This window comes from Streptosporangium sp. NPDC023615 (assembly GCF_040640155.1).
Lineage (GTDB): Bacteria > Actinomycetota > Actinomycetes > Streptosporangiales > Streptosporangiaceae > Streptosporangium.
Window position 1 is genome coordinate 1 of the sequence record NZ_JBFABE010000018.1, and the last position, 23,581, is coordinate 23,581.

Below are 23,581 nucleotides of genomic sequence, written 5' to 3' on the forward strand. Positions count from 1 at the left end.
CCCGCCGCCCCCGCCGCCCCCGCCGCCCCCGCCGCCCCCGCCGCCCCCGCCGCCCTTCGCCGTGCGCCACCGCCCTCCACCGGGTGCCGGCGCCCGCCGCCACCCGTCGCCGCGGTTCCTCCCCGCGCACCGCCGGTCGCGCGGAGGGGGCCGCCCGGCTCTGTCCTGATGTCCTGATAAGGAAAGCTCCGTGATCTCCATGGACGAGGCACGGGCGGGACGGGGAGTATAAGGTCCGGAGCGTGGAACCCGTCGTCGCCGTGTTGCTGGTCACCGCCCTGGTCGGCGTGCCCGCCCTGGTGCTGTGGCGGGTGCTGCGCGGGCGCCGGGAGCTGGGCAGCAGCCCGGCGGAGCGGGCGACCTTCGAGACCCTGCACACCGCCTCGCTGGCCGCCCCGCCCCTGCGGGCCGGGCTGACCGAGGCGGGGGCCCAGAAGGCCTCGCGGTACCTGCGGGAGCTGCTGGGCTCCCCGGCGCTGGCCATCACCGACGAGAAGCGGCTGCTGGTCTACGACGGGGAGGGCGACCACCACGCCCGGGACGTGTTCACCCACGCCGACAAGACCCTCGCCGGGGGGCGGACCAGGGTCCTGGGCCCTGAGGTCGTCTCGTGCGACCTTCCCGAGTGCCCGATCCGGTTCGCCGTGGTGGTTCCGCTGACCACCGACGGCCGGGTGGTCGGCTCGCTGGCCGCGTACGGCGGACACGCCTCGGCGGGCCTCGTCAGGGCCGCACACGAGGTCGCGAACTGGGTGAACTCGCAGCTCGAGCTGGCAGAGCTCGACCGCTCCAGGACGCGCCTGATGGAGGCCGAGGTCCGGGCGCTGCGCGCGCAGATCTCCCCGCACTTCATCTACAACTCGCTGACGACGATCGCCAGCTTCGTCCGCTCCGACCCGGACCGGTCCCGCGAGCTGCTGCTGGAGTTCGCCGACTTCACCCGCTACTCCTTCCGGCGGCACGGGGAGTTCACCACGCTGGCCGAGGAGCTGCGCTCGATCGACCGGTACCTGACCCTGGAACGTGCCCGTTTCGGTGACCAGCTCCAGGTGACGCTCCGCATCGCCCCGGAGGTGCTGGCGGTGGCGGTCCCCTTCCTGTGCCTGCAGCCGCTGGTGGAGAACGCGGTCCAGCACGGGCTGGAGAGCAAGCCCGGGACCGGGCGCATCTCGATCGTCGCCGAGGACGCCGGGGCCGAGTGCAGGATCAGCGTCGAGGACGACGGCGTCGGCATGGAGCCGGCCCGCCTGCGCCGCATCCTGGCCGGTGACGCCGACGAGCGCTCCGGGGCCGGGGGGGTGGGGCTGGTCAACGTGGACGAGCGGCTGCGTCAGGTCTACGGTGACGAGTACGGCCTGGTGGCGGAGACGGCCAAGGGGGCGGGCACGAAGGTCAGCGTCCGCCTGCCGAAGTACCATCCGGGTGTCTCGGCCCGTTGAGCCCGTGCCCGGTCAGCCGTCGCCGCCCGCCGTCGGGACCCTCCGCTCGCGACCACGAAGAGTTGACATGCGATGTCTGATTCACCACCCTCGAGAGATCCTCACGTGAACGGTCCGGGGGAGTGGACGTGACCGGCCTGCGCGTCCTCGCGGTGGACGACGAGCTGCCCGCGCTGGAGGACCTGGCCTACCTGCTGCGGGACGACCCCCGCATCGCGGAGGTCTCCCTGGCCAGGGACGGGGCCGCCGCGCTGCGCGTCCTGGACCGGGCGATCGCCGACGGCCGGCCGATCGACGCGGTCTTCCTCGACATCCGGATGCGCGGCCTGGACGGGGTGGTGCTGGGCCGGCTGCTCTCCCAGTTCGCCAACCCGCCCCGGGTGGTCTTCGTGACGGCCTACGAGGAGCACGCGGTCGACGCCTTCGAGATCAAGGCCGAGGACTACCTGCTCAAGCCGGTCCGGCCGGAGCGGCTCGCCGAGGCCATCCGGCGGGTGTTCGTCTCGGCCGAGCTGCCGGAGGGCGAGGCCGCCGGCCGCGGCGACCCCGACACCATCCCGGTCGAGCTCGGCGGCGTCACCCGGTTCGTGGCCAGCACCGAGGTCCGCTACGTCGAGGCGCAGGGCGACTACGCCCGCCTGCACACGGCGGGCGGCAGCCACCTGGTGCGCATCTCGCTGGCGACCCTGGAGGAGCGCTGGGCCTCGGCGGGGTTCGTGCGGGTGCACCGCAGTCACCTGGTCGCGGTCAAGCACATCGACGAGCTGCACATCGACTCGGGCCGGTGCGTGGTGCGCATCGGCGAGACCGAGATCCCGGTCAGTCGGCGCCACACCCGCGAGCTGCGGGACCTGCTGGTCCGCCGGGCGCGCAAGGGGCGGCCGGAGTGAGCCGCGTCCCCGAGCCCGGTCAGGGGGGCGAGCCGCGCCGGTGGATCGGCGACCGGTCGCGCCGGGAGCCGGAGCGCTCCCGCAAGGAACCCGAGCGCCCGCGCCGGGACGCCGACCGCCCGTCCCGCAGGGACGCCGACCGGTCCAGGCGGGAGTCCGAACGGCCGCGGCGCGAGGTGGTGACGAGCCCCCGGACGCTGGCCCCCCGCCACCCGCGCTACCCGGTCACCCGGGAGATCGACGAGCAGACCCGGCTGGGCGAGATCTACATGCGCTCGCTGATCCGCACCCAGTTCCGGCTGGCCCTGTTCGTCTGCACGGTGCTGGGCTGCGTGGTGGGCGGCCTGCCGCTGCTGTTCCTGCTGGTGCCCGACCTGCGCGCGGTCCGCCTGCTGGGGATCCCGCTGCCCTGGGCGGTGCTGGCCGGCCTGATCTACCCGGCGTTCGTGGCCGGCGCCTGGCTCTACGTCCGGCAGGCCGAGCGGAACGAGCGCCACTTCGCCGAGCTGGTGGACCGGGCCCGTTGATCCGCCACCCGGGGCCGCGGCCCCCCGTCCGACCGCCGGGGGAGACCGGATGAACACCGCGTACGGGATGACGGCGGTGGTGCTGGTGGTGCTGGCGGCGGTGCTGATCGGCGCGTTCGGCATCAGGCTGTCGCGGACCACCTCCGACTTCTACGTCGCCTCGCGTACCGTCTCCCCGCTGTGGAACGCCTCCGCCATCGGCGGCGAGTACCTGTCGGCGGCGAGTTTCCTCGGCATCGCCGGGCTCATCCTCACCTACGGCGCGGACATGCTCTGGCTGCCGGTCGGCTGGACGGGCGGCTACCTGGTGCTGCTGGTACTGGTCTCGGCGCCGCTGCGGCGCTCGGGCGCGTACACGCTGCCCGACTTCGCCGAGGCGCGGCTGGAGTCGATGGCGGTACGGCGGATGGCCGGGGTGCTGGTCGTGCTGATCGGCTGGCTGTACCTGATGCCGCAGTTCCAGAGCGCCGGCCTGGTCCTGCGGGCCATCACCGGCGCCCCCGAGTGGGCCGGGGGGCTGCTGGTGGCCGCGGTGGTCGCGGTGAACGTGATGTCGGGCGGCATGCGGTCGATCACGTTCGTCCAGGCGTTCCAGTACTGGCTGAAGCTCACCGCGCTGGCCGTGCCGCTGATCTTCCTGCTGCTGGCGTGGCGGGGCGGCGGGGCGCCGGGCCTGAACGCGCGGGACGCGGCCGTCTGGGCGCTGCCGCTGGCCGGCGACCGGGAGTACGGCCTGTACTCCACCTACTCGCTGATCCTGGCCACGTTCCTGGGCACCATGGGACTGCCGCACGTGCTGGTCCGGTTCTACACCAACCCCGACGGCCGGGCCGCCCGCCGCACCACGCTGGTGGTCCTGTCGCTGCTGGGGGCCTTCTACCTGCTGCCGGCCGTCTACGGCGCGCTGGGGCGCATCTACGTCCCGGAGCTGGAGGGCAGCGACACGGTGGTGCTCGCGCTGCCCGGCCACCTGATCGGCGGCGTGGCGGGCGACCTGCTGACGGCGCTGGTGACGGCCGGGGCGTTCGCGGCGTTCCTGTCGACCTCCTCCGGGCTGACGGTCTCGGTGGCCGGGGTGATCGGCCAGGACATCCTCAAGGGCGGGGTGCGCTCGTTCCGGGCCGCGGCGGTGCTGGCGGTGATCGTGCCGCTGGCGCTGGCCGCCGCCGCCCGCTCGCTGCCGGTCGCCGACGTGGTGGGCCTGGCGTTCGCGGTGGCGGCCTCCTCCTTCTGCCCGCTGCTGGTCCTGGGCATCTGGTGGCGGCGGCTGACGCCCGCGGGCGCGATGGCCGGCCTGCTGGCCGGAGGCGGCCTGGCCTGCCTGGCGGTCCTGATGACGATCGGCGGCGGGCCGCACTCCGGGCTGCTCGGCGCGCTGCTGGCCCAGCCCGCGGCGTGGACGGTACCGATCGCGTTCCTCGTCATGGTGGTGGTCTCGCTGCTGACGCCGTCACGCATCCCGCCGAACGTGGCGCGCACCATGGTGCGCCTGCACACCCCCGAGACCCTCGACCTGGACCGCGGCGACTGGCGGCCCCGTTCCTCTTGACGGGTCCGGCCGCCTATGGCGGAATGACCGTTATGCGGGTTTATTTAGGGTGTTTTGATTAGTTTTGGTGGATATCGGCGAGGTCCTGCGGCTGCCCCGGTTCAGGCTCGTCTACATCGGGATGGCCGTCAGCCTGCTCGGTGACGCCTCGCTGCTGCTGGTCCCCGGCATCCTGGCCAAGAGGCTCACCGGCTCGGACGGCGCCGCCGGCCTGACCCTGTTCTTCTTCACGCTCCCGCTCTGCGTCTCGCCCTTCTTCGGGTACCTGATCGACCGTACGGACCGCAGGAGGCTCCTGGTCGTCACCTGCCTGCTGTCGGGGGTCGCGCTCCTGCCGCTGGTCGCCGTCACCGGGCCGGAGACGTTCTGGCTGGTCTACCCGGTGTCGTCGGCCATGGGCTGCTCGTACGCGGTGATCTTCGCGGCGCTCGGCGGGCTGCTCAAGGGCATGCTGCCCGAGCGGTTGCTGGGGCAGGCCAACGGCGCCCTGCACACCACCCGGCAGGGACTGCGCCTGGTCGGGCCGCTGCTGGGCGTGGCGATCCACGCGAGCTCCGGGATCGCCGTGCTGGTGCTGTTCGACGTGATCACCTTCCTGGTCGCCGCCGCGGTCTTCGCGGCCCTTCCCGCCCCCGCGCCCGGACCCGCCCCCGCGCCCGGACCCGTCTCCGTGCCCGGACCCGCCGGCGGCCCTTCTCGCCCCGCCCGCGCCTCCCGTCCTGCCCGCTCCCCCCATGCCTCCCGTTCATCCCGCTCCTCCCGTCCTGCCCGGGTCCCCCCTGCCCGGCCGGCGCGGGAGGAGTTCTGGGCCGGGGTCAGGCACGTGGCCGCCGACCCGCCGCTGCGCCGGGCGGCCGCGGCCTCCTGCCTGATGTTCACGCTGGCCGGGGCCACCGAATCGCTGATCTTCGCCGTCATCGAGCACGGGCTCGGCAGGTCGCCGGAGTTCACCGCGCTCACCTCCGTCGCCATGGGGGCGGGGGCGATCGCCGGAGGCCTGTGGGGTCCCACGATGATGGCGCGCAGGGGTGAGCTGTCGGTGATCGGCGCGGGCATCGTGCTGTACGGCGTGGCGGTCATCTGCTGGGTGGTCCCGGCCGACACGGTCGTCCTGGCCGCGATGGCGGTCGCGGGCGCCGGTCTCACCATGGAGGGGGTGGCCAGGGCGACCCTGGTGCAGCGCCGCAGCCCCGGCCGGCTCGTGGGGCGGGTCTCCACCGCGTTCGAGTCCATGGCCGGGTTCACCCAGCTCTTCTCCCTCCTCGCGGGCGCGGCGCTGGTGTCGCTGGTCGACTACCGCCTCCTGCTGGTCCTGGTGGGCCTGTCGGTGTGCTGCGCCGGGGGCCACGCCCTCAGGGGACGGGCCCGGACCGCCACGCGGTGACAGCCGCGCCGGGCCGGCCGCCGGGGGGCGGGGAACCGCCCTGCGCCGGCCGTCGCGCGGTGCGGGGCGCGCTCCGCCCGGCCTCCGCGGGCGGGAGTGCCCGCCGTCCGCCGACGGGGGACGAACGGGGCCGATGACCATTCGGCGTACGAGACAGACCTTTCACCGCAGGACATATCCAATTGAACGCGACTCGTCGGCGCCTCGGCGAAGAGAACGCGTGCGGGTCTCCACGGAGGGTAGCGTCGCCCCCTACGTTGTCCGTGATCCAGATCACATTTGTGGGAGGTCTTGTGACCGCCAGGCAACACGATTCATCGGTTTATGAAGAGATTCAGGCCAGCGAACAGTTTCAGGAGCTGAGGCGCCGTTTCCGGGCGTGGGCGTTCCCGATGACCGCCGCGTTCCTCGCCTGGTACCTGTTGTACGTCATCCTGTCGGCCTGGGCCCGTGACTTCATGGGCACGAAGGTCATCGGCAACATCAACGTCGCGCTGATCTTCGGTCTGCTCCAGTTCGTGTCGACGTTCGGCATCGCCTGGGCCTACTCCCGTTTCGCCGGGAAGAGGCTCGACCCGCTGGCCGACGAGATCCGCCACGACACCGAGGGGAAGAGCGAATGAGCAGCCAGACGCTGTCCACGATCCTGTTCCTGCTCTTCGTCGTGGTGACGCTGGGGATCACCTTCTGGGCCAGCCGCAACACCAAGGACGCCACCGACTACTACGCCGGGGGCCGCGGCTTCAGCGGCGTGCAGAACGGCCTGGCCATCGGCGGCGACTACATGTCGGCCGCGAGCTTCCTGGGCATCGCCGGCATCATCGCGCTGTCGGGCTACGACGGCTTCCTGTACTCGATCGGCTTCCTGGTCGCCTGGCTGGTGGCGCTGCTGCTGGTCGCCGAGCTGATGCGCAACTCCGGCAAGTTCACCATGGCCGACGTGCTGGCCTTCCGGATGAGCCCCCGTCCGGTCCGCACGGCCGCGGGCGTCTCCACCATCACGGTGTCGATCTTCTACCTGCTGGCCCAGATGGTCGGCGCGGGCGCGCTGGTCGGCCTGCTGCTCGGCGTCACCTCACCGACGGGCAAGGCGCTCACCATCGTCGGCGTCGGCGTCCTGATGATCGTGTACGTGGTGATCGGCGGCATGAAGGGCACCACCTGGGTGCAGATCGTCAAGGCCGTGCTGCTGATGGGCGGCGCGGCCCTGATCACCCTGCTGGTGCTCGCCCACTACGGCTTCAACCTGTCGGGCCTGCTCGGCGACGCCGCCACGCAGAGCGGCAAGGGCGCGGAGTTCCTGAATCCGGGCGGGAAGTACGGCACCGAGGCGCAGGGCCTCGCGGGCAAGATCGACCTGATCAGCCTGGGCCTGGCGCTGGTGCTCGGCACCGCCGGCCTGCCGCACATCCTGATCCGCTTCTACACCGTCCCCACCGCCAAGGACGCCCGCAAGTCGGTCCTGTGGGGCATCGGCATCATCGGCGTCTTCTACCTGCTCACCCTGGTGCTCGGCTTCGGCGCGGCGGCCCTCGTCGGCGGCAAGGCGATCGCGGCCCAGGACAAGGCGGGCAACACGGCGGCACCGCAGCTCGCCGAGGCGATCGGCAAGCAGATCTTCGGCGACGTCGGGGGCACCGTCCTGCTGGCCGTGATCGCGGCGGTCGCCTTCGCCACGATCCTCGCGGTCGTCGCCGGGCTGACGCTGGCCTCCAGCTCCTCCTTCGCCCACGACCTGTACGCGCACGTCTTCAAGCGCGGCAACGTCACCGACAAGGAGGAGGTGCTGGTCGCCCGGATCTCCGCCTTCGTCATCGGCGCGATCTCGATCGGGCTCGGCATCCTCGCCCAGGGGCAGAACGTGGCGTTCCTGGTCGCGCTCGCCTTCGCGGTGGCCGCCTCCGGCAACCTGCCGGCGATCCTCTACAGCCTGTTCTGGAAGCGCTTCAACACCGCCGGGGCGGTCTCGGCCATCTACGGAGGCCTGGCCTCCGCGCTGTTCCTGGTGATCTTCTCGCCGGTCGTCTCGGGCAGCGCCACCTCCCTGTTCCCCGACGCGAACTTCGCCTGGTTCCCGCTGAGCAACCCCGGCATCGTCTCGATCCCGATCGGCTTCCTGGCCGGCTTCATCGGCGCGAGGCTCAGCAAGGAGTACAGCGCCGAGAAGTACGCCGAGATCGAGGTCCGCTCGCTGACCGGCGTCGGCATGGAGAGGGCCTCCAAGCACTGACGGCCCACCCGGGGTCCCGCCGCGGCGGGACCCCGCTTCGACGGGGCCCGGCCTCGGCGAGGTCCGTCCATGACGGGACCCTGCCTCGGCGAGGTCCGGCCGCGACGGGGCCCGGCCGCATCGCGCGGCCGGGCCTCGTTCTCATCGGCCCGTCAGCGGGACGCCTCGTCCAGCAGGGCCAGCTCGTCCTCCGAGAGCGTCAGCCCGGCCACCGCCAGCAACGGCCGCAACTGCTCGACGTTGCGGGCGCTGGCGATCGGCGTGGCCACCGTCGGCTGGGCGGCGAGCCAGGCGAGCGCCACCGTGGCCGGGGCGACATCGTGCGAGGCCGCCACCTTGTCCAGCGCGTCGAGCACCCGCGGGCCCCGCTCCGACTCCAGGTACTGCGCCGCCTTGCCCGCCCGGGGGCTGTCCACGCTCACCCCGGCACGGTACTTGCCGGTCAGGAAGCCGCGGGCCAGCCCGTAGTAGGGGGTGGAGGTCAGCCCGTGCTCGATGACCACCTCGCGCAGCGCCCCCTCGTAGTCGCGTTCGAGGAGGTTGTAGTGCTGCTGCAGCACCCCGTAACTGGCCAGGCCCTCCCGCTCGGAGACCCGCATGGCCTCGTCGAGGCGCTCGGCGCCGTAGTTGGAGGCGCCGATGTTGCGGACCTTGCCCTCGGTGACCAGCTCGTCGAACGCGCCGAGGGTCTCCTCCAGGGGCGTGTCCGCGTCGTCGACGTGGGCCCAGTACAGGTCGATGTGGTCGGTGCCCAGCCGGCGGAGCGAGTCCTCGGCCGCCGCGCGGATGTTGGCCGCCGACAGGCCGGGCCGCTCGCTCCACATGCCCACCTTGGTGGCGACCACGATGCGGTCGCGGTTGCGGCGCGAGGCCATCCACTCGCCGAGGATGGTCTCCGACACCCCGCCGGAGTAGAGGTCCGCGGTGTCGACGAGGTTGCCGCCCGCCTCGGCGTAGGCGTCCAGTACCGCGAACGAGTCGTCTCGATCCGCGGTCCAGCCGAATACGTTGCCACCGAGGCAGAGAGGGAACAGGTTCAGCTCAGAAAAGCTCATGTGCTAACTCTATTTCGCGAATAATCGCGCGGTTGCCGGGCATCGGCGACGACCGGCGGAGCGTTATTATGATCGGCGTCAATAAGACCGCCGGAGGCTCCCATGGCGCCAGGTTCACGGGTACGCGGATTCCTCGCCGGCGCCGCCGTCGCGGCCGGGCTGTTCGTCCTGGTGGCGGCCGTCGTGGTCGCCGTGGCCTCCCACCGGCCCGGATCCACCGGCCCCGCGCCCCCCGGGCGGCCCGGCGCCTCGGGCGCGCCCCGCACCCCGGACGCCCCGCGGGAACCGAAAGCCACCCTCGGTGACCCCTCCGGCGGGACCTCCGGCAGGGCCTCCGGCGTCCCCGGCGGTGTCGAGGTGATGGCGGAGGAGAGGTCGGGCGACCGGCGGATGGACCTGACCCTGCGCTCGGCCGCCCTCGGCGACGTCACCCGGGTGCGGCTGCTGCTGCCCGAGGGCTGGTCCAGGGACGCCGGCAGGACCTGGCCGGTGCTCTGGCTGCTGCACGGCGGCCTCGACGACCACCGCTCCTGGTCGGCGTCCGACGTGGACGGGCTCACCCGGGACGACCCCGTCATCGTCGTGATGCCGGACGGCGGCCGGTGCGGCAGCTACTCCGACTGGTACAACGGCGGCGACGGCGGCCCGCCCCGGTGGGCGACCCACCACCTGAGGGAACTCCTCCCGCTGCTGGAGAGCCGGTACGCGGCGAGCCGGGAGCGGGCGGTCGCCGGATACTCGATGGGCGGCCAGGGCGCGATGCTCTACGCCGCCGCCGGCGGTTTCAGGGCCGCGGCCTCCTTCAGCGGCGCGCTGCACACCCTCATGCCCGGCGTCGACGTCGCCGTCATGCTCGGCACCACCGCGGGATGCCCCGGCACCGACTGGAAGCGCGTCTGGGGTGACCCGCGCGAGGACCGCGAGGTCTGGGAGCGGCACGACCCGTACCATCTGGCGGACCGGTTGCGCGGCGTCCGCCTCTACGTGGCCTCCGGGGACGGCGGCAGGCGCGACGGCGAGCTGTTCGGCGACCTCACCGAGGAGCTCGCCCACAAGGCGGCGCTGGCCTTCACCGGCCGCCTCGAGGCGCTGGACATCCCCTTCGAGCCGCACTTCTACCCGGGCCGCCACGACATGACCTACTGGAACGGTGAGCTGCGCCGGGCGCTGCCCATGCTGCTGCGGTCGGTCGGGGCCCGCTGAACCTGCTCGGTCAGCTCGTCCATGGCCCCCCGCAGGTGGTCCATCAGCCGCCACACGTCGGCCACCCGGTCCGGGCAGGACAGGATGCCGAAGTCGAGCGAGCCGTCGTAGGAGAAGCAGGTGATGCTGACCCCGCCGCTCACGTCGGTCAGCACCGACATGGGGTGGTAGGCCAGCACCCTGGCCCCGCACAGGTAGAGCGGCAGCTGCGGGCCGGGCACGTTCGAGACGATCAGGTTGACCGGCGGCAGCACGATCGAGGCCAGCCGGAACACCGCGGAGGTCGCCAGCGCGGTGACGGCGGCCGGCAGCATCGACGACAGCTCGCCCAGCCAGCCCGCCGGGGAGCCGGCGAAGCGCAGCTTGGCCGCGCGCATCGTCCCGGCCATGACCCGCAGGCGCTCGCGCGGGCAGGACAGGTCGGTGGGGATGGGGGTGACCATGACGGAGATCTGGTTGCCCACCACCCGTCCGGAGCCGTCGCCGCGGACCGCGACCGGCACCGCCGCGATGAGCGGCCGGTCGGGCAGGGCGTCGCGCTCGCGCAGCCACGTGCGCAGCGCCGACGCGCAGAGCGTCATGACCACGTCGTTGACGCTGGCCCCCGCGCCCCTGGCCACCCGCTTGACGTCCGAGAGCGGGATGGACCCGAAGGCGAAGCGCCGCTCGGCGCCGATGGGGCCGTTGAACGGCGTGCGCGGCGCCGCCAGCACCGGCAGCTCGGGCAGCTCCTCCGCCTTCCCCGTGACCATCCGGGTGACCGCGGCGGCCACCTGCCGGGCACCCGGCAGCGCCGAGGCCAGCGGCATCGTGTCGAGCTCGGCCGCCATGCGGCCCAGCGAGTACAGCGTCCGGGCGGGCTGCAGCACCGTCCTGACCGCCGCCACGGCGAGCATCCCGGCCAGGCCCGGGGCGGCGGCCGCGGGCACGGGCGGCGTGGCCGGCGGCCCGGGCGGCTCGACGGCGCGCGGCTCGGGCGTCAGGTCGAGCAGCGCGGCGATCGTCTCCGCCCCGGACACGCCGTCGATGGCGCAGTGGTGCACCTTGGCGTAGAGGGCGACCCGGCCGCCGGTCAGGCCGTGGATGAGGTGCATCTCCCACAGCGGGCGGGAACGGTCCAGGTGCCGCTCGTGGATCCGGGCGACCCGCTCGGCGAGCAGGGCGTCGTCCCCCGGGGCGGCGAGGGTCGTCTCGTGGACGTGAGCGGCGACGTCGAAGGCGGGATCCTCCACCCAGTAGGGCCGGTCGAGGTCGAACGGCACGGTGGCCAGCCGCATCCTCAGCGCCGGGGTCAGGTGCAGCCGCTCACGGAGCAGCCCGACCAGGCGTGCCAGGGTGAGGGGCCCGGCGCCCGCGCGCGACGGGGCCAGGACGGCCAGCCCGGCGACGTGGGCCGCCGTGGTCGCCGACTCGGCGTGCAGGAACTGCGCGTCGAGCGCGGTCAGCTGGCGCATCGGACGGACCTCCCGGGAACCGGGGGGAACGCGTGCAGCCGTCATCTCGCCCTCATCGCCTCGGCACGTCTCGTCTCGCCACGGGACCCCGGACCTCTCCCCGCCCCGGCCGGTGGTCCCGGCCGGACGCCGTGACCGTGTGCCCCGGCCGCCCGTCGCCCCGGGTGACCTTCCCGTTCCTTTGGGTCACCACACCTTCCGGCTCGTGGCCCGCCCGGCGCCGGTCATCCGTCCACGACGGTCACCGGGTGGCGGACGACGGCGTCGAAGAGGTAGCCGAGGTCGTTGTGCGGGGTGTGGTCGGGCTGGACCGCGCCGGTCTCGTCGGTGGCGCGGGCCAGCAGCAGGTACGGGCCGGTCCTGGGCGGCCTCCAGACGACCTGCCAGCGGGTCCAGGCCGTCGCCGTGTCCGGGCCGCGCAGCGCGACGCGCTGCCAGGAGACGCCACCGTCCAGGCTCACCTCCACGTCGGCGATCCGGCCGCCTCCCGACCAGGACCTGCCGCGCAGCACGTACGGCCGCCCGGCGCTCAGCACGGCGCCCCAGGGCAGCTCGAAGGCGCTCCTGACGCCCCGCGCGGTCAGCGGCGGGCCGCCCCCGGGCGGGTAGGCGTCGCCGAACATCCGGTAGAGAACGGTGTTCCACGGCGAGGACAGCGGCGAGGTGGAGACCTCGATGTCACCGACCCACTTGATCGACGCCAGGCCGATCCAGCCGGGGACGACCAGCCGCACCGGGTGGCCGTGGTCGGGCGGGAGCGGCTCGCCGTTCATCTCGTAGGCCAGCAGGACGTCACGCATCGCCTTGGACACCGGGATCGGGCGGCGTACCCGGCCGTGGTCCACGCCGTCGGCCACGTAGGCCGGGTCGAGGCCGCGGGCCATCACGTCGACGGCGTCCGGGGTGATCCCGGCACGTTCCAGCACCGTGGCCAGCGGCACCCCGCGCCAGCGGGCCACCCCGACGCCGCCCAGGCCCCATGGGGTGCCGGTGGCCGGCCGGTGCTGCTGGGAGGCGAACAGGCTCCGCCCGTTGCCCGCGCACTCGATCGCCACGTCGCGCGTCACCGAGGGCAGGGCGAGCAGCTCCCGGTGGCCGAGGTCGCGGGGGGAGGCCAGGCCGGTGCCGTGCAGGCGCAGCCGCCAGGAGGACGCGTCGACGATCGGGGTCCGGGTGTGGTTGCGCACGAAGAAGCGGTCGTTGGGCACGTGGAAGCCGACCTCGCGCATGGCCTCCCAGCGCATCTCCGCGTTGGTCTCCAGCTCGGCGAACAGCTCCGGCGGCAGCGGCTTGACGATCCCCGAGGAGGGACGCGCGCCCCCCGCGGGGTCGTCCTCGGCGATCCCGCCGGCCCGGCGGCGGTAGGTGGTCTCGTGACGGCTCTTCTCGTACGGCATCCGGCATCACCCCTTCGTCTACATCTATTTCCTACCAGGAAAGTCTGTAATATCGAAGGACGGAACATCTCTGTCACCCATGATGTCGCCGGGTCCCCGGGACCCGGGACCCGGGACCCGGGACCCGGGGCCCGGGACCCGGGGCCCCGCGTCCCGGGGGTCCCGGGAGTCCCGGGTCCCGGGGCCTCAGCGGCCGAGGAAGGCCAGCAGCCGTTCCAGCGGCCAGGTGTTGATCACGTCGTCGGCGGTGAGCCAGCCGCGCTGGGCGACGCCGACGCCGAAGCGCTGGTTGTCCAGGTGCGGCACCGCGTGGGCGTCGCTGTCGACGGAGAACCTCACCCCGTGGTGGCGCGCCAGCCGCACCAGGTCCGAGGGCAGGTCGGAGCGGTCGGGGAAGGAGTCGATCTCCATCGCGGTGCCGGTGCGGGCCGCGGCGCGGAACACCTCGTCCCAGTCGGCGTCCACCGGCGGGCGGACGCCGATCCTGCGGGTGGTCGGGTGGCCGATGATGTGCACGTGGGGGTTCTCGCAGGCGGTGACGAAGCGCCGGGTCATCTCCTCGCGCGACTGGTTGAAGTGCGAGTGCACGCTGGCCACGCAGACGTCGAACCCCTCCAGCACCTCGGCGGGCCAGTCGACCGAGCCGTCCGGGGCGATGTTCAGCTCGCTGCCGTGCAGCAGCCGCATGTCCGGGTAGCTCCCCTGCAGCGCGCGCAGCCGCTCCCGCTGCTCCAGCGCCTTGTCCAGCGTCATCCGCTGCATCGCCAGGTCGGGCGCGTGGTCGGTCACCGCGTAGTAGGCGTACCCGCGCGCGCGGGCGGCGGCGACCATGTCCTCCAGCGAGGCGATCCCGTCGGTCAGGTCGGTGTGGGTGTGCAGGTCGCCCCGCAGGTCCTCGACGGTGACCAGGACGGGCAGCTCGCCGGCGAGCGCGGCGGGGATCTCGCCGCCGTCCTCGCGCAGGGTCGGCGGGATCCACGGCATGCCGAACGCGGCGAAGACCTCCTCCTCGGTGGCGGCCGCGATCACGCGTTCCCCCTCGAACAGGCCGTACTCCGAGAGCTTCCAGCCCTTCTTCACGGTGATCTCCCGCAGGTGCACGGTGTGCTCCTTGGAGCCGGTGAAGTACATCAGCGCGGCGCCCCAGGACTCGGCCGGGACCAGGCGCAGGTCGACCTGGACGCCGTGGGCCGTGCGGATCGAGGTCTTCTTCGGCCCGGAGGCGACGACCTCGGCCACGTAGGGCTGCGCCTTGAAGTCGTCCATCAGCGACTCGGGGCCGACCGCGAGGACGTCGACGTCGCCGACGGTGTCCTTCATCCGGCGCAGCGACCCGGCGTAGGCGATCCGCTCGGCGCCCGGCAGCGAGGCGATCACCCGCTCGGCCAGGTCCATGGCCGTCCCGGTGTGCATCCTGGCGCTGTTCTCGGCCAGGTGCTCGACCCCCTTGAGGAGGTTCTCCACGGTCTTGGCGCCGAAGCCCTTGACCCCCTCCAGCCGCCCCTCCTCGATGGCCCTGGCCAGCGCCTCGGGGGAGTCGATGCCCAGCTCCTTGTACAGGAAGACGGCCTTCTTCGGCCCGAGCGAGGCCACCCGGGTCAGCCGCCGCACCCCCTGGGGGACCTTCTCGCGCAGCTCGTCGAGCTGGCGGAAGCCGCCCCGCTCCAGGTACTCCTCGACCTTCTTGGCGATCGCCTCGCCCACCCCCGGCACGCTCCGCACCGGTACGGCCGTGATGTCCTCGGCGAGGCCGGCGATCGCCTTGGCCGCCTTCTGGTAGCTGCGCACCCGGAAGGCGTCGCCGCCGTTCATCGCGAACAGCTCGGCGTACTCCTCCAGGGCGGACGCGACGTCGTCGTTAGCTCGTGCCATGCCCCCCAGCCTAGAAGGCGGCGTGCTCCGGGACGGGATAGGTCAGCAGATGGCCGCACATGCCGTCGCGGGGCACGGCGGCCACCCGCGTGACCCCGGCCTCGCGCAGATGGCCGAGGTCGCCGGCGCGCAGGGCGGCGAGCTGCTCGCCCGTGGTCTCGGCGGCGCGCAGCGGGCCCTCGCGCCAGCGGGACTCGAAGGCGTCCAGCCGGGGCGCGAGCAGACCGGCGGCGGCCTCCAGGAAGGCGGCGAAGGCCTCCCGGCCGCCCTCGCGCAGCGTCAGGAACCCCTCGACGGCCAGGTCCCGGCGCTCCAGCGGGTCCGAGCCCACGGCCAGGGCGTACCGGGCGGGGTCGGCCAGGACGTCGGAGGGGAAGGTCAGGACGGCGTCGCCGGCCTCGGGCAGGCCGCTGTTCTGCATCAGCACCACGATGCGCAGGTCACCGCCGTTGACCAGGCGGTGGACGGTGCCGGGGGTGAACCGGACGACCTCGCCGGGGGCCAGCGGGGTCTCCCGGTAATCGCTCCAGGTCAGGGTCTGCACGGCGCCGGAACCGGCCACCACGACGTAGGCCTCGGAGCAGAGCGTGTGCAGGTGCGGCGAGCCGCCGTGCAGGCCGTCCGGGGCGGGCTCGTCGTAGACGGACAGGTCGCTCACACCCACACCGAACACGGGTCCTCCTTCACGTCGGTCCCGCGCTCACGCCCGGGTCGTACACGGGTCCTCCCTCACGCCCGGATCGGGGACGAGATCTCACGTCGTCCCGTTCCGGCCCGGTGCCGGGCACGGGTGCTCCCTCACGTACGCCTCCAGCCGGGCGCGGTCCCACGCGCCGGTGGCGACCGTCATCCGGTAACGCAGGAACAGCGTCTCCCCGGGCGGCAGGACGAGCGGGTCGTGGAAGGCGATGGAGGGGTTGACGGCCGCGAACGGCGTGGTGCGGACGAACCAGACGGCCGGCCGGCCGCTCTGGAACAGCAGGGTGGAGGACCGGTCGACCTCGTCGTGCGCGCCGACGTAGGCCAGCCACGCCGACTCCCGGCCCATCATCTCCGGCCCGTCGCCGCGCTCGGCGATCACCGTGCCGTGCTCGAAGGAGCGCGGCCCGCGCCAGAACAGGCCGCAGTAGCCGGCCATCGGGCGGCCGTTGGTGGTGGGACTGCCGAAGACCAGGTCGCTGCCGCGCACGTTGACGATCTCCGTGGACACCTCCAGCGTCCAGGAGTCCTCGCACACGTCGCGCACCTCGAACGTCCGGAGCTCGTCCACCCAGTGCTCGCCGCCCTGGGTGTGCCAGGTCAGGCGCTCCACGCCGGGGGAGGGGAAGTCCTCGTGCCGCATGGTCCCGTTGTTGGGCAGGTCCACGTACCCGGCGGCCTCGCGGACGTAGCTGCCGCCGCCCCAGAAGTTCTCCCCCGACAGGTCCGAGACGGTGAACTGCAGCCCCCGGTGCCAGCGGTGGTCGTGCGGGCGGTAGGCGCTGACCACGTCGCCGGCCGTCGTGCGGATCGGGTGGAAGTAGGGTTTCGGCGACTCGAAGACCGGTGTCTCCGGCTCGTACACGTAGCGCAGGATCGGCACGCCGCGCTCGGTGAGGGTCAGCTCCATCCGCGTCCGTCCAGTCGGTCGTAGAAGGGGTGGCCGGGAACGAGGTCGGCGCGGAGCACGGGCCGGCCGGTGGCCGCCGAGGCGTACAGGCCGGTGGCCAGCTCCAGCGCCCGGCGCCCGTCGGCCCCGCCCATGGGCGGGGGCTCGCCGCGCTCGTAGGCGTCCAGCAGGTCGGCGAGCTGGGCCTCGTGCGAGCTGGGCAGGTCCTCGGGGGGGTTCCACAGCGCCGAGGTGGAGCTCCAGTCGGCGTTGCGGTAGCCGTACAGGTGGCGCAGCTCCACGGTGGCCTCGGTGTAGTCGAAGCGCAGGTAGCTCTCCTCGCGCCGCGACAGCACGCTGTTGACGATCGAGGCCATGGCGCCGGAGTCGAACCGCACCGTGGCCATGGAGACGTCCTCGGTCTCGATCCGGCGCTCCAGCGTGCCGGTCATCGCGCGGATCTCCGTCCAGTCGCCCAGCACCGAGAGCATCAGGTCCATCTGGTGGATGCCGTGGCCCATCGTGGGGCCGCCGCCCTCGGTCTCCCACCGGCCGCGCCAGGGCACCTCGTAGTAGGCGTCGTCGCGGTACCAGGTGGTCACGCAGAGCGCGACCAGCGGGCGGCCCAGCTCGGGCGCGAGCGCGCGCAGGTGGCGCGCGCCCGAGCCGAAGCGGTGCTGGGAGACGACCGAGGCGCGTCCCGGCCCCTCGGCGGCCGCGATCCGGTCGTACTCGGCCAGCGACAGGCAGGCGGGCTTCTCGATCCACACCCAGGCGCCCGCCTCCAGGCAGGCCACCGCCTGCGCGGCGTGCAGGTGCGGGGGCGTGCACAGGTGGACCAGGTCGGGCCGCTCGGCCTCCAGCATCTCCTCCAGCGAGGTGTACGCCCCCTCGATGGAGTGCTCGGCGCAGAACGCCTTCACCCGCGCCTCGTCCACGTCCATCGCGGCCACCGGGCGGACCCGGTGGGCCTGGGAGCGCAGCGCGGGCAGGTGGCAGATCCCCGCGATGCCGCCGGTGCCCACCACCGCCGCCCGGATCACCGCCCCCTCCCCGCGGTGCTCCGTGCGAGGGGGGACTTTCCGGGCGAAGGTGACAGGAGGAGGCTCATGATCCTCATCGTACGACCACGGTCGTCAGGGAGCGCGGCGGCAGCACGAGATCGCGGCCGGTGTGACGGCCCGGCAGCGGGGTGGGCGTGAGCGAGTGCGCGGTGTCGGTCAGGTAGGAGGTGGCCCGCCCCGGCTTGGTCCTGATCCTGGTGGAGACCTCGGTGGTGGCGGTGTTGAGGATCTCCACGACCTCCGAGCCGTCGGCGTTGCGGAAGGCGGTCACCTTCAGCGCCGGGTCGGGCGCCTCGGCGGCCAGCCGGACCGCGCCGGGGCGGATGAAGCGGCTGTAGGCGGCCAGCGCCCACAGGCGCTTGGCGACGCGGTAGGTGGCGGTCGCCTCGTCGATCTGGATCAGGCCCCGGGTGGTGCCGCGCGAGGCGCCGAACCAGAAGACGTAGCCGGAGACCCCGCCCACGGTGAACGAGTCGTGGATCTGCCGGGCGACCGCGAAGCCGTCGTAGCCGCTGCCGTCGTCCCAGGCCTCGTTCCAGGTGTCGCCGTTGGGCGACCACTCCGACATCCACGTGGGCCGGTCGGTGGGCAGCGGGCCGTCCACCGGGCTGACGTAGGGGTGGCCGGTGTGCGTGGCGACCCACTTGCGCGCGACCGGGTCGGCCTCGATGGCCTTGGTGTACTCGCGCTGCTGGGACCATCCGGCGGCGTCGCAGCAGGCGACCTTGATGCCGGCGCGGGCCGCGACCGGGCCGAGCACCTTGACGAAATCGGCGGCCTCGGCCGGGGTGAAGCGCATCGAGGCGTAGGAGACGGTCAGGTCGGGCTCGTTGGTGAAGCCCAGGTCGGTGACGCGGATGCCCTCGCGGGCGTAGAACTTCGCGTACTGCACCAGGTAGTTCGCGTACGCCTTGCGCCACTCCGGCAGCAGCGAGCCGCCGTTGCTGTCGGAGCCGTTGTCCTTCATGTAGCCCGGGGCGCTCCAGGCGTCGGCGTAGAAGCGCTTCACGCCGTACCGCTTGGCCTCCTTGGCCAGCCACACCTGGCCGCCGTCGTCGCCGTCCCACACGTACCTCGGCGGCGCGTCCGGGCCGCCAGGGTCGACGGGCTGGATGGAGGACATCAGGTCGTACGGGCTGCCGGTGGGGGAGGAGCCGATGCCCAGCCGCAGGATGCTCAACCCGGCCCCGGTGCGCGGGTTGAGCCACAGGTCGAGGATCTCCCGCTGCGACGCGGCGGGCAGCGCGCGTACCAGCTCGTTGCGCCGGAACGCCTGGGAGAAGCCGAAGCCGTCGATCCGCTGGAGGGTCCGGTGGCGGTCCACCCGGATCTCCGGACCGGCCCCCGAGCCGGTCGGTGAGCCGGAGGGGCCGGCCGGTGGGGCGACCGGCGAACCGGTTCGCGGACCGCCCTTGGCGCCGGCCTCGGGGCCGTCCCCGGGGCCGGCCTGGGCGGCGGCCGGGACCGCGCCGAGCAGAGGGAGGAGGAGGATCGGTACCAGTACTGTCCTGCGACGTCGAGACACGCGGAAACCCGCTTTCCGAAACTTTCACAAGATTACAGATACTTTTCGTCTCAGTACCGTAAACGTCACGTGGGTGAGCGTCAACGCCCCGTCCGGGGCGCGGTGCTCTCCCGCACGACGAGCTCGGTGCTCAGCTCCACCCGCCGGGGCTCGCGTCCGTTCGCGGACGGGTCGAGCACCATCCGGGTGGCCAGCGCCGCCATCTCCTGGAGCGGCTGGCAGACCGTGGTCAGCGGCGGCCAGGCCGAGCGCGCCAGCGGCAGGTCGTCGAAGCCCACCACCGACAGGTCCCCGGGCACCGCCATGCCGCGCCTCCTGGCCGCCTCCAGCACGCCGAACGCCTGCATGTCGCTGCCCGCGAAGATCGCGGTCGGCGGGTCGGCCAGGGAGAGCAGGTCGTGGCCCCCGTCGCGGCCGGACCCGACCAGGAAGTCGCCGTACCCGATGAGCGCGGGGTCCACCGGCACCCCCGCGGTCTCCAGCGCGGCGCGGTAGCCGTCGACGCGGGCCCTGCTGCACAGCATGCCGGGCGGGCCGCCGATCATGCCGATCCTGCGGTGCCCCAGCTCCAGCAGATGGCGGGTGGCGGCGAGGCCGCCGTGCCAGTTGGTGGCCCCGACCGAGGCGACCCCGGGCGGCGGCTCGCCGTCGGGGTCCACCACCACGAAGGGGATGGACCGGGCGGCCAGCCGGTCGTGCCGGTCGGCGCTGATCCGCGAGCCGACCAGGATGGCCCCGTCGGTGCGCCGGGCGGCGATCCGCTCCACCCAGTCCCGGCCCGGACCGGTCCGGTCGTGCAGGACCGAGATCACCACGCCGGCGCCGACCTCGCGGGCCGCGGCCTCCACCCCGCGCACCAGCTCCATCGCCCAGGGGCTCTCGATCTCGGTGAACACCAGGTCCACCAGCCCGGCGGGGCCGTCGCCCTGGCCGCCCCTGCGCCGGTAGCCGTGCTCGCGCAGCAGCCGCTCCACCCGCTGCCTGGTCGCGGGGGCGACCTCGGGCCGTCCGTTGATGACCTTCGAGACGGTGGGCGCGGAGACTCCCGCCCGCTCGGCGATGAGGGCGATCGTCACGCGCCTTGTGGTCGACATGAAGCGAATACTAACCGAAAACTTTCGGAAATTTCACCGTCCCGATCGGGGGCGGGCCCGGGGGCCGGAGGGCACGGGACGGCATCACTACCTCGGTGACTATTGACGCGTAACCGCCGGTTTACCTATTCTCCGGGACACGAAATATTCGGGGTACATATGAAACTTTCCAGCCTCACTCCCGAAAGGGGATCCCATGCTGAGTCGGCGAGGCGTGGTGGCTCTGGCGGTATCGACGCTGCTTCTCGGAGCTTGCAGCACGAGCGGAGAAGACGGCGGTGCCACGTCCGGTGCCGCCGCCGGCTCTGACAAGGTCACCTTCGAGTTCTGGAACCTGGCGACGGCGGAACCGATGAAGACGTTCTGGGCGGATCGCATCAAGGAGTACCAGGCGGCCCATCCGAACGTGACGATCAAGAACATCGCCATCGAGAACGACTCCTACAAGCCCAAGCTGGCCACGCTCACCCAGTCGGGCAAGGCGCCCGACCTGTACTCCACCTGGGGCGGCGGCGTGCTGAAGCAGCACGTCGAGGCGGGACTGGTCAAGGACCTGACGACCGACGCCGCCGACGTCATCGGCGGCATCACCCCGGCCGCCATGTCCGCCTACCAGTTCGACGGCAAGACCTACGGGCTGCCCACCGACATCGGCATGGTCGGGTTCTGGTACAACAAGGCGCTGTTCAAGAAGGCCGGCATCACCGAGCCGCCCACCACCTGGACCGGGTTCCTGGACGCGGTCAAGAAGCTGAAGGCGGACGGGACCACCCCGATCGCCCTCGCGGGCAAGGCCAAGTGGCCGGGCCACTACTACTGGTCCTACCTGGCCATGCGGATGGCCGGGCTGGAGGCGTTCAAGCAGGCCGGCACCACCCACGACTTCACCGGGCCCGACTTCGTCGCCGCCGGGCAGAAGCTCAAGGAGCTCGTCGACCTCCAGCCGTTCCAGAAGGGCTTCCAGGGCGCCGACTACTCCACCCCCGACGGCCAGGCCGCCACCATGGGCAACGGCAAGGCCGGCATGGAGCTGATGGGCCAGTGGGCCCCGTCCGTGCAGAAGGACTCCGGCAAGGGCCTCGGCGACGACCTCGGGTTCTTCACCTTCCCCGCGGTCGAGGGCGGCAAGGGGGCGCCCGGCGACGCGTTCGGCGGCGGCGGCGGCCTGGCCGTGGGCGCCAACGCCCCGGCCGCCGCGCTGGACTTCCTGAAGTTCGCGCTCAAGGCGGAGAACCACAGCAAGGCCGTCAAGGCGGGCGGGGTGCTGCCCGTGCTCAAGCAGGGTGAGGAGGCGGCCGTCACCGACCCCCACATCAAGACGGTCTCCGAGACCCTCGCGGCCGCGAGCGGCTTCCAGCTCTACCTCGACCAGGAGTACCCGCCGGCCGTCGGCCAGGAGATCAACGACTCCGTGGCCGAGCTGATCGGTGGCACCAAGACGCCCGAGGAGGTCGTCCAGAGCATCACCGAGACGGCCAAGGCGGAGTCGGAGTAGCCGCCCGGATGAAGACGCTGACAGGGCCGGACGCGCGTCCGGCCCCTCCCCCCCAGGGACCCGCCCCCGCGCCACGGCGCGGGGGCGGGTCCCGCCGGGGGCGCGGCTGGGTCACCGCGATCCTGTTCGTGCTCCCCGCGCTGGTCCTGTTCACCCTGCTGGTGCTGGCCCCCATCGTGGTGGCCGGCTACACCAGCCTCTACAAGTGGAACGGCATCGGGCCGCCGAGCAACTTCATCGGCCTGGACAACTTCACCCGGCTGTTCGCCAGCGACATCTTCATCGGCGACCTGCGCAACGGCGGCATCCTGATCGTGCTGGGCCTGGCGGTCCAGCTCCCGCTCTCGCTGGGCCTGGCGGTGATGCTGAACCAGCGGATCCGCGGGCGGGCCTTCTACCGGCTGCTGTTCTTCGCGCCGTACATGCTCTCCGAGGCGATCATCGGCGTGCTGTTCTCGCTGATCCTCTCGCCCGAGGCGGGCCTGGCCAACCGGATACTCGTCTCCTGGGGCCTGGAGCCCTGGACGTGGCTGTCCGAGCCGGACACCGTGATGTTCTCGCTCTTCCTGGTGATCACCTGGAAGTACTTCGGCTTCCACATGATCCTCTACCTCGCGGGCCTGCAGAGCATCCCCAAGGAGCTGAGCGAGGCGGCCAGGATCGACGGCGCCGGAAGCTGGAACGTGTTCCGCCACGTCACGCTGCCGCTGCTCGGCCCCACCATCCGGGTCAGCGTGTTCCTGTCCATCATCGGCACCATCCAGCTCTTCGACCTGGTGTGGATCCTCACCGGGGGCGGTCCCTCGCACGCCTCCGAGACCATGGCCGTCAGCATGTTCGAGTACGGCTTCAAGCGGTCCCAGATCGGCTACTCCAGCGCGATCAGCGTCGTCATGTTCCTGATCAGCCTCGTCTTCGCCCTCGGCTACCAGCGGTTCGTCCTGCGCCGGGACCTGGAGGGGGCCAGCACCACCATGGGAGACCGCCGATGATCGCCCGGCTCCGCACGTTCCCGATCCACGCGCTCATCTGGATCGCCGCCGTCTTCATCGTCATCCCCTTCCTGTACGGCCTGCTCGGCGGGTTCAAGACCTCCGACCAGCTCTCGGGCAACCCGCTGGGCCTGCCGTCGCCGTGGGTGACCGGCAACTACACCGACGTGATCGCCTCCGGCACGTTCTGGCGCCAGTTCCTCAACAGCCTGTTCATCGCGGTCGTCACGACCGCGCTGGTCGTGGGCCTGTCGGCGATGGCCGCCTTCGCCTTCGCGCGCTTCGCCTTCCGGGGCCGCGAGTTCCTGTTCACGCTGTTCGCCATCGGGCTGATGTTCCCGTTCGCGGTGGCGATCCTGCCGCTGTTCGTCCTGCTGCGCACCTTCGGACTGCTGGACAACCCGCTGGGGGTGATCCTGCCGCAGGCCGCGTTCGGCCTGCCGCTGACCGTCATCATCCTGCGGACGTTCTTCCGGTCCATCCCGAAGGAGATCGAGGAGGCGGCCATCATCGACGGCTGCAGCCCCTTCGGCTTCTTCTGGCGGGTGCTGCTGCCGATAGCCCGCCCCGCCCTGGCCACGGTCTCGGTCCTGGCGATCGTGGCGAGCTGGAACAACTTCTTTCTCCCGCTCGTGGTCCTCAACGACCCGAACCTGTGGACGCTGCCCCTGGGCGTCCAGCAGTTCCAGGGCGAGTACATGGCCGACACCGCCAGGATCCTGGCCTACGTCATCGTCTCCATGGTCCCGGCCCTGGCCTTCTACGCCGTCGCCGAGCGCCAGCTGATCAGCGGTCTCACCGCGGGCGCCACCAAGGGCTGATC

General features: G+C 72.5%; 20 protein-coding genes. 11 read left to right on the plus strand and 9 right to left on the minus strand.

Features of this window, described 5'->3' with window-relative positions; all coding sequences use genetic code 11:
- The first annotated feature begins 242 nt into the window (after positions 1-242).
- From AB0G16_RS15685 to AB0G16_RS15715, 7 genes are all read left to right on the plus strand, one after another.
- Positions 243-1,439, plus strand: coding sequence for a histidine kinase (locus tag AB0G16_RS15685; RefSeq protein ID WP_362804818.1), 1,197 nt, complete (start codon positions 243-245; stop codon positions 1,437-1,439).
- Between the two features lie 128 nt (positions 1,440-1,567).
- On the plus strand, positions 1,568-2,329 hold the full coding sequence (locus AB0G16_RS15690) for a LytTR family DNA-binding domain-containing protein (RefSeq protein ID WP_362804821.1): 762 nt from the start codon (positions 1,568-1,570) through the stop codon (positions 2,327-2,329).
- The gene (locus AB0G16_RS15695) at positions 2,326-2,856 is read left to right on the plus strand and encodes a hypothetical protein (RefSeq protein WP_362804824.1); all 531 of its coding nucleotides are present in this window, start codon (positions 2,326-2,328) and stop codon (positions 2,854-2,856) included. Before AB0G16_RS15690 ends, AB0G16_RS15695 begins: the two co-directional genes overlap by 4 nt.
- A gap of 49 nt (positions 2,857-2,905) precedes the next feature.
- Complete coding sequence (locus AB0G16_RS15700) at positions 2,906-4,405, plus strand: cation acetate symporter (protein WP_362804827.1); 1,500 nt, start codon at positions 2,906-2,908, stop codon at positions 4,403-4,405.
- 67 nt (positions 4,406-4,472) lie between these two features.
- A complete protein-coding gene (locus AB0G16_RS15705; protein WP_362804830.1) occupies positions 4,473-5,789 on the plus strand; it encodes an MFS transporter in 1,317 nt (438 codons plus the stop codon).
- A gap of 293 nt (positions 5,790-6,082) precedes the next feature.
- Complete coding sequence (locus tag AB0G16_RS15710; RefSeq protein ID WP_362805103.1) at positions 6,083-6,412, plus strand: DUF485 domain-containing protein; 330 nt, start codon at positions 6,083-6,085, stop codon at positions 6,410-6,412.
- Positions 6,409-8,019 carry a cation acetate symporter gene (locus AB0G16_RS15715; RefSeq protein ID WP_362804833.1) on the plus strand — a complete coding sequence of 537 codons (1,611 nt, stop codon included), beginning with the start codon at positions 6,409-6,411 and terminating at the stop codon, positions 8,017-8,019. The genes AB0G16_RS15710 and AB0G16_RS15715 overlap by 4 nt, the downstream gene beginning before the upstream one ends.
- 152 nt (positions 8,020-8,171) lie before the next feature.
- On the opposite strand, the gene AB0G16_RS15720 is transcribed toward AB0G16_RS15715, so the two are convergent.
- On the minus strand, positions 8,172-9,074 hold the full coding sequence (locus AB0G16_RS15720) for an aldo/keto reductase (RefSeq protein ID WP_362804836.1): 903 nt from the start codon (positions 9,072-9,074) through the stop codon (positions 8,172-8,174).
- A 102-nt stretch (positions 9,075-9,176) separates the two neighbouring features.
- On the opposite strand from AB0G16_RS15720, the gene AB0G16_RS15725 reads away from it, so the two are divergent.
- On the plus strand, positions 9,177-10,277 hold the full coding sequence (locus AB0G16_RS15725; protein WP_362804839.1) for an alpha/beta hydrolase-fold protein: 1,101 nt from the start codon (positions 9,177-9,179) through the stop codon (positions 10,275-10,277).
- Here AB0G16_RS15725 and AB0G16_RS15730 read toward each other — a convergent pair.
- The 8 genes from AB0G16_RS15730 to AB0G16_RS15765 form a co-directional block, all read right to left on the minus strand.
- Positions 10,214-11,731 carry a wax ester/triacylglycerol synthase family O-acyltransferase gene (locus AB0G16_RS15730; RefSeq protein ID WP_362804842.1) on the minus strand — a complete coding sequence of 506 codons (1,518 nt, stop codon included), beginning with the start codon at positions 11,729-11,731 and terminating at the stop codon, positions 10,214-10,216. The genes AB0G16_RS15725 and AB0G16_RS15730 overlap by 64 nt on opposite strands.
- 224 nt (positions 11,732-11,955) lie before the next feature.
- Complete coding sequence (locus tag AB0G16_RS15735) at positions 11,956-13,128, minus strand: sulfite oxidase (RefSeq protein WP_362804845.1); 1,173 nt, start codon at positions 13,126-13,128, stop codon at positions 11,956-11,958.
- 186 nt (positions 13,129-13,314) lie between these two features.
- Positions 13,315-15,000, minus strand: a complete 1,686-nt coding sequence (gene polX / locus AB0G16_RS15740) for a DNA polymerase/3'-5' exonuclease PolX (protein WP_362804848.1) — start codon at positions 14,998-15,000, stop codon at positions 13,315-13,317.
- 10 nt (positions 15,001-15,010) lie between these two features.
- Entirely contained in the window at positions 15,011-15,673 is a 663-nt protein-coding gene (locus AB0G16_RS15745) for a cupin domain-containing protein (RefSeq protein WP_362804851.1), read from the minus strand.
- 81 nt (positions 15,674-15,754) lie between these two features.
- Complete coding sequence (locus tag AB0G16_RS15750) at positions 15,755-16,609, minus strand: PmoA family protein (protein ID WP_362804854.1); 855 nt, start codon at positions 16,607-16,609, stop codon at positions 15,755-15,757.
- On the minus strand, positions 16,600-17,631 hold the full coding sequence (locus tag AB0G16_RS15755) for a Gfo/Idh/MocA family oxidoreductase (protein WP_362804857.1): 1,032 nt from the start codon (positions 17,629-17,631) through the stop codon (positions 16,600-16,602). The genes AB0G16_RS15750 and AB0G16_RS15755 overlap by 10 nt, the downstream gene beginning before the upstream one ends.
- A gap of 73 nt (positions 17,632-17,704) precedes the next feature.
- Positions 17,705-18,976, minus strand: coding sequence for a glycoside hydrolase (locus AB0G16_RS15760; protein WP_362804860.1), 1,272 nt, complete (start codon positions 18,974-18,976; stop codon positions 17,705-17,707).
- Between the two features lie 281 nt (positions 18,977-19,257).
- Complete coding sequence (locus AB0G16_RS15765; RefSeq protein WP_362804863.1) at positions 19,258-20,271, minus strand: LacI family DNA-binding transcriptional regulator; 1,014 nt, start codon at positions 20,269-20,271, stop codon at positions 19,258-19,260.
- 196 nt (positions 20,272-20,467) lie between these two features.
- On the opposite strand from AB0G16_RS15765, the gene AB0G16_RS15770 reads away from it, so the two are divergent.
- The 3 genes from AB0G16_RS15770 to AB0G16_RS15780 are packed head-to-tail and all read left to right on the plus strand — an operon-like array spanning position 20,468 to position 23,579.
- Positions 20,468-21,766, plus strand: a complete 1,299-nt coding sequence (locus AB0G16_RS15770) for an extracellular solute-binding protein (protein ID WP_362804866.1) — start codon at positions 20,468-20,470, stop codon at positions 21,764-21,766.
- An 8-nt stretch (positions 21,767-21,774) separates the two neighbouring features.
- Entirely contained in the window at positions 21,775-22,758 is a 984-nt protein-coding gene (locus tag AB0G16_RS15775; protein ID WP_362804869.1) for a sugar ABC transporter permease, read from the plus strand.
- Entirely contained in the window at positions 22,755-23,579 is an 825-nt protein-coding gene (locus tag AB0G16_RS15780; RefSeq protein ID WP_362804872.1) for a carbohydrate ABC transporter permease, read from the plus strand. Before AB0G16_RS15775 ends, AB0G16_RS15780 begins: the two co-directional genes overlap by 4 nt.
- The last annotated feature ends 2 nt before the right edge of the window (positions 23,580-23,581 follow it).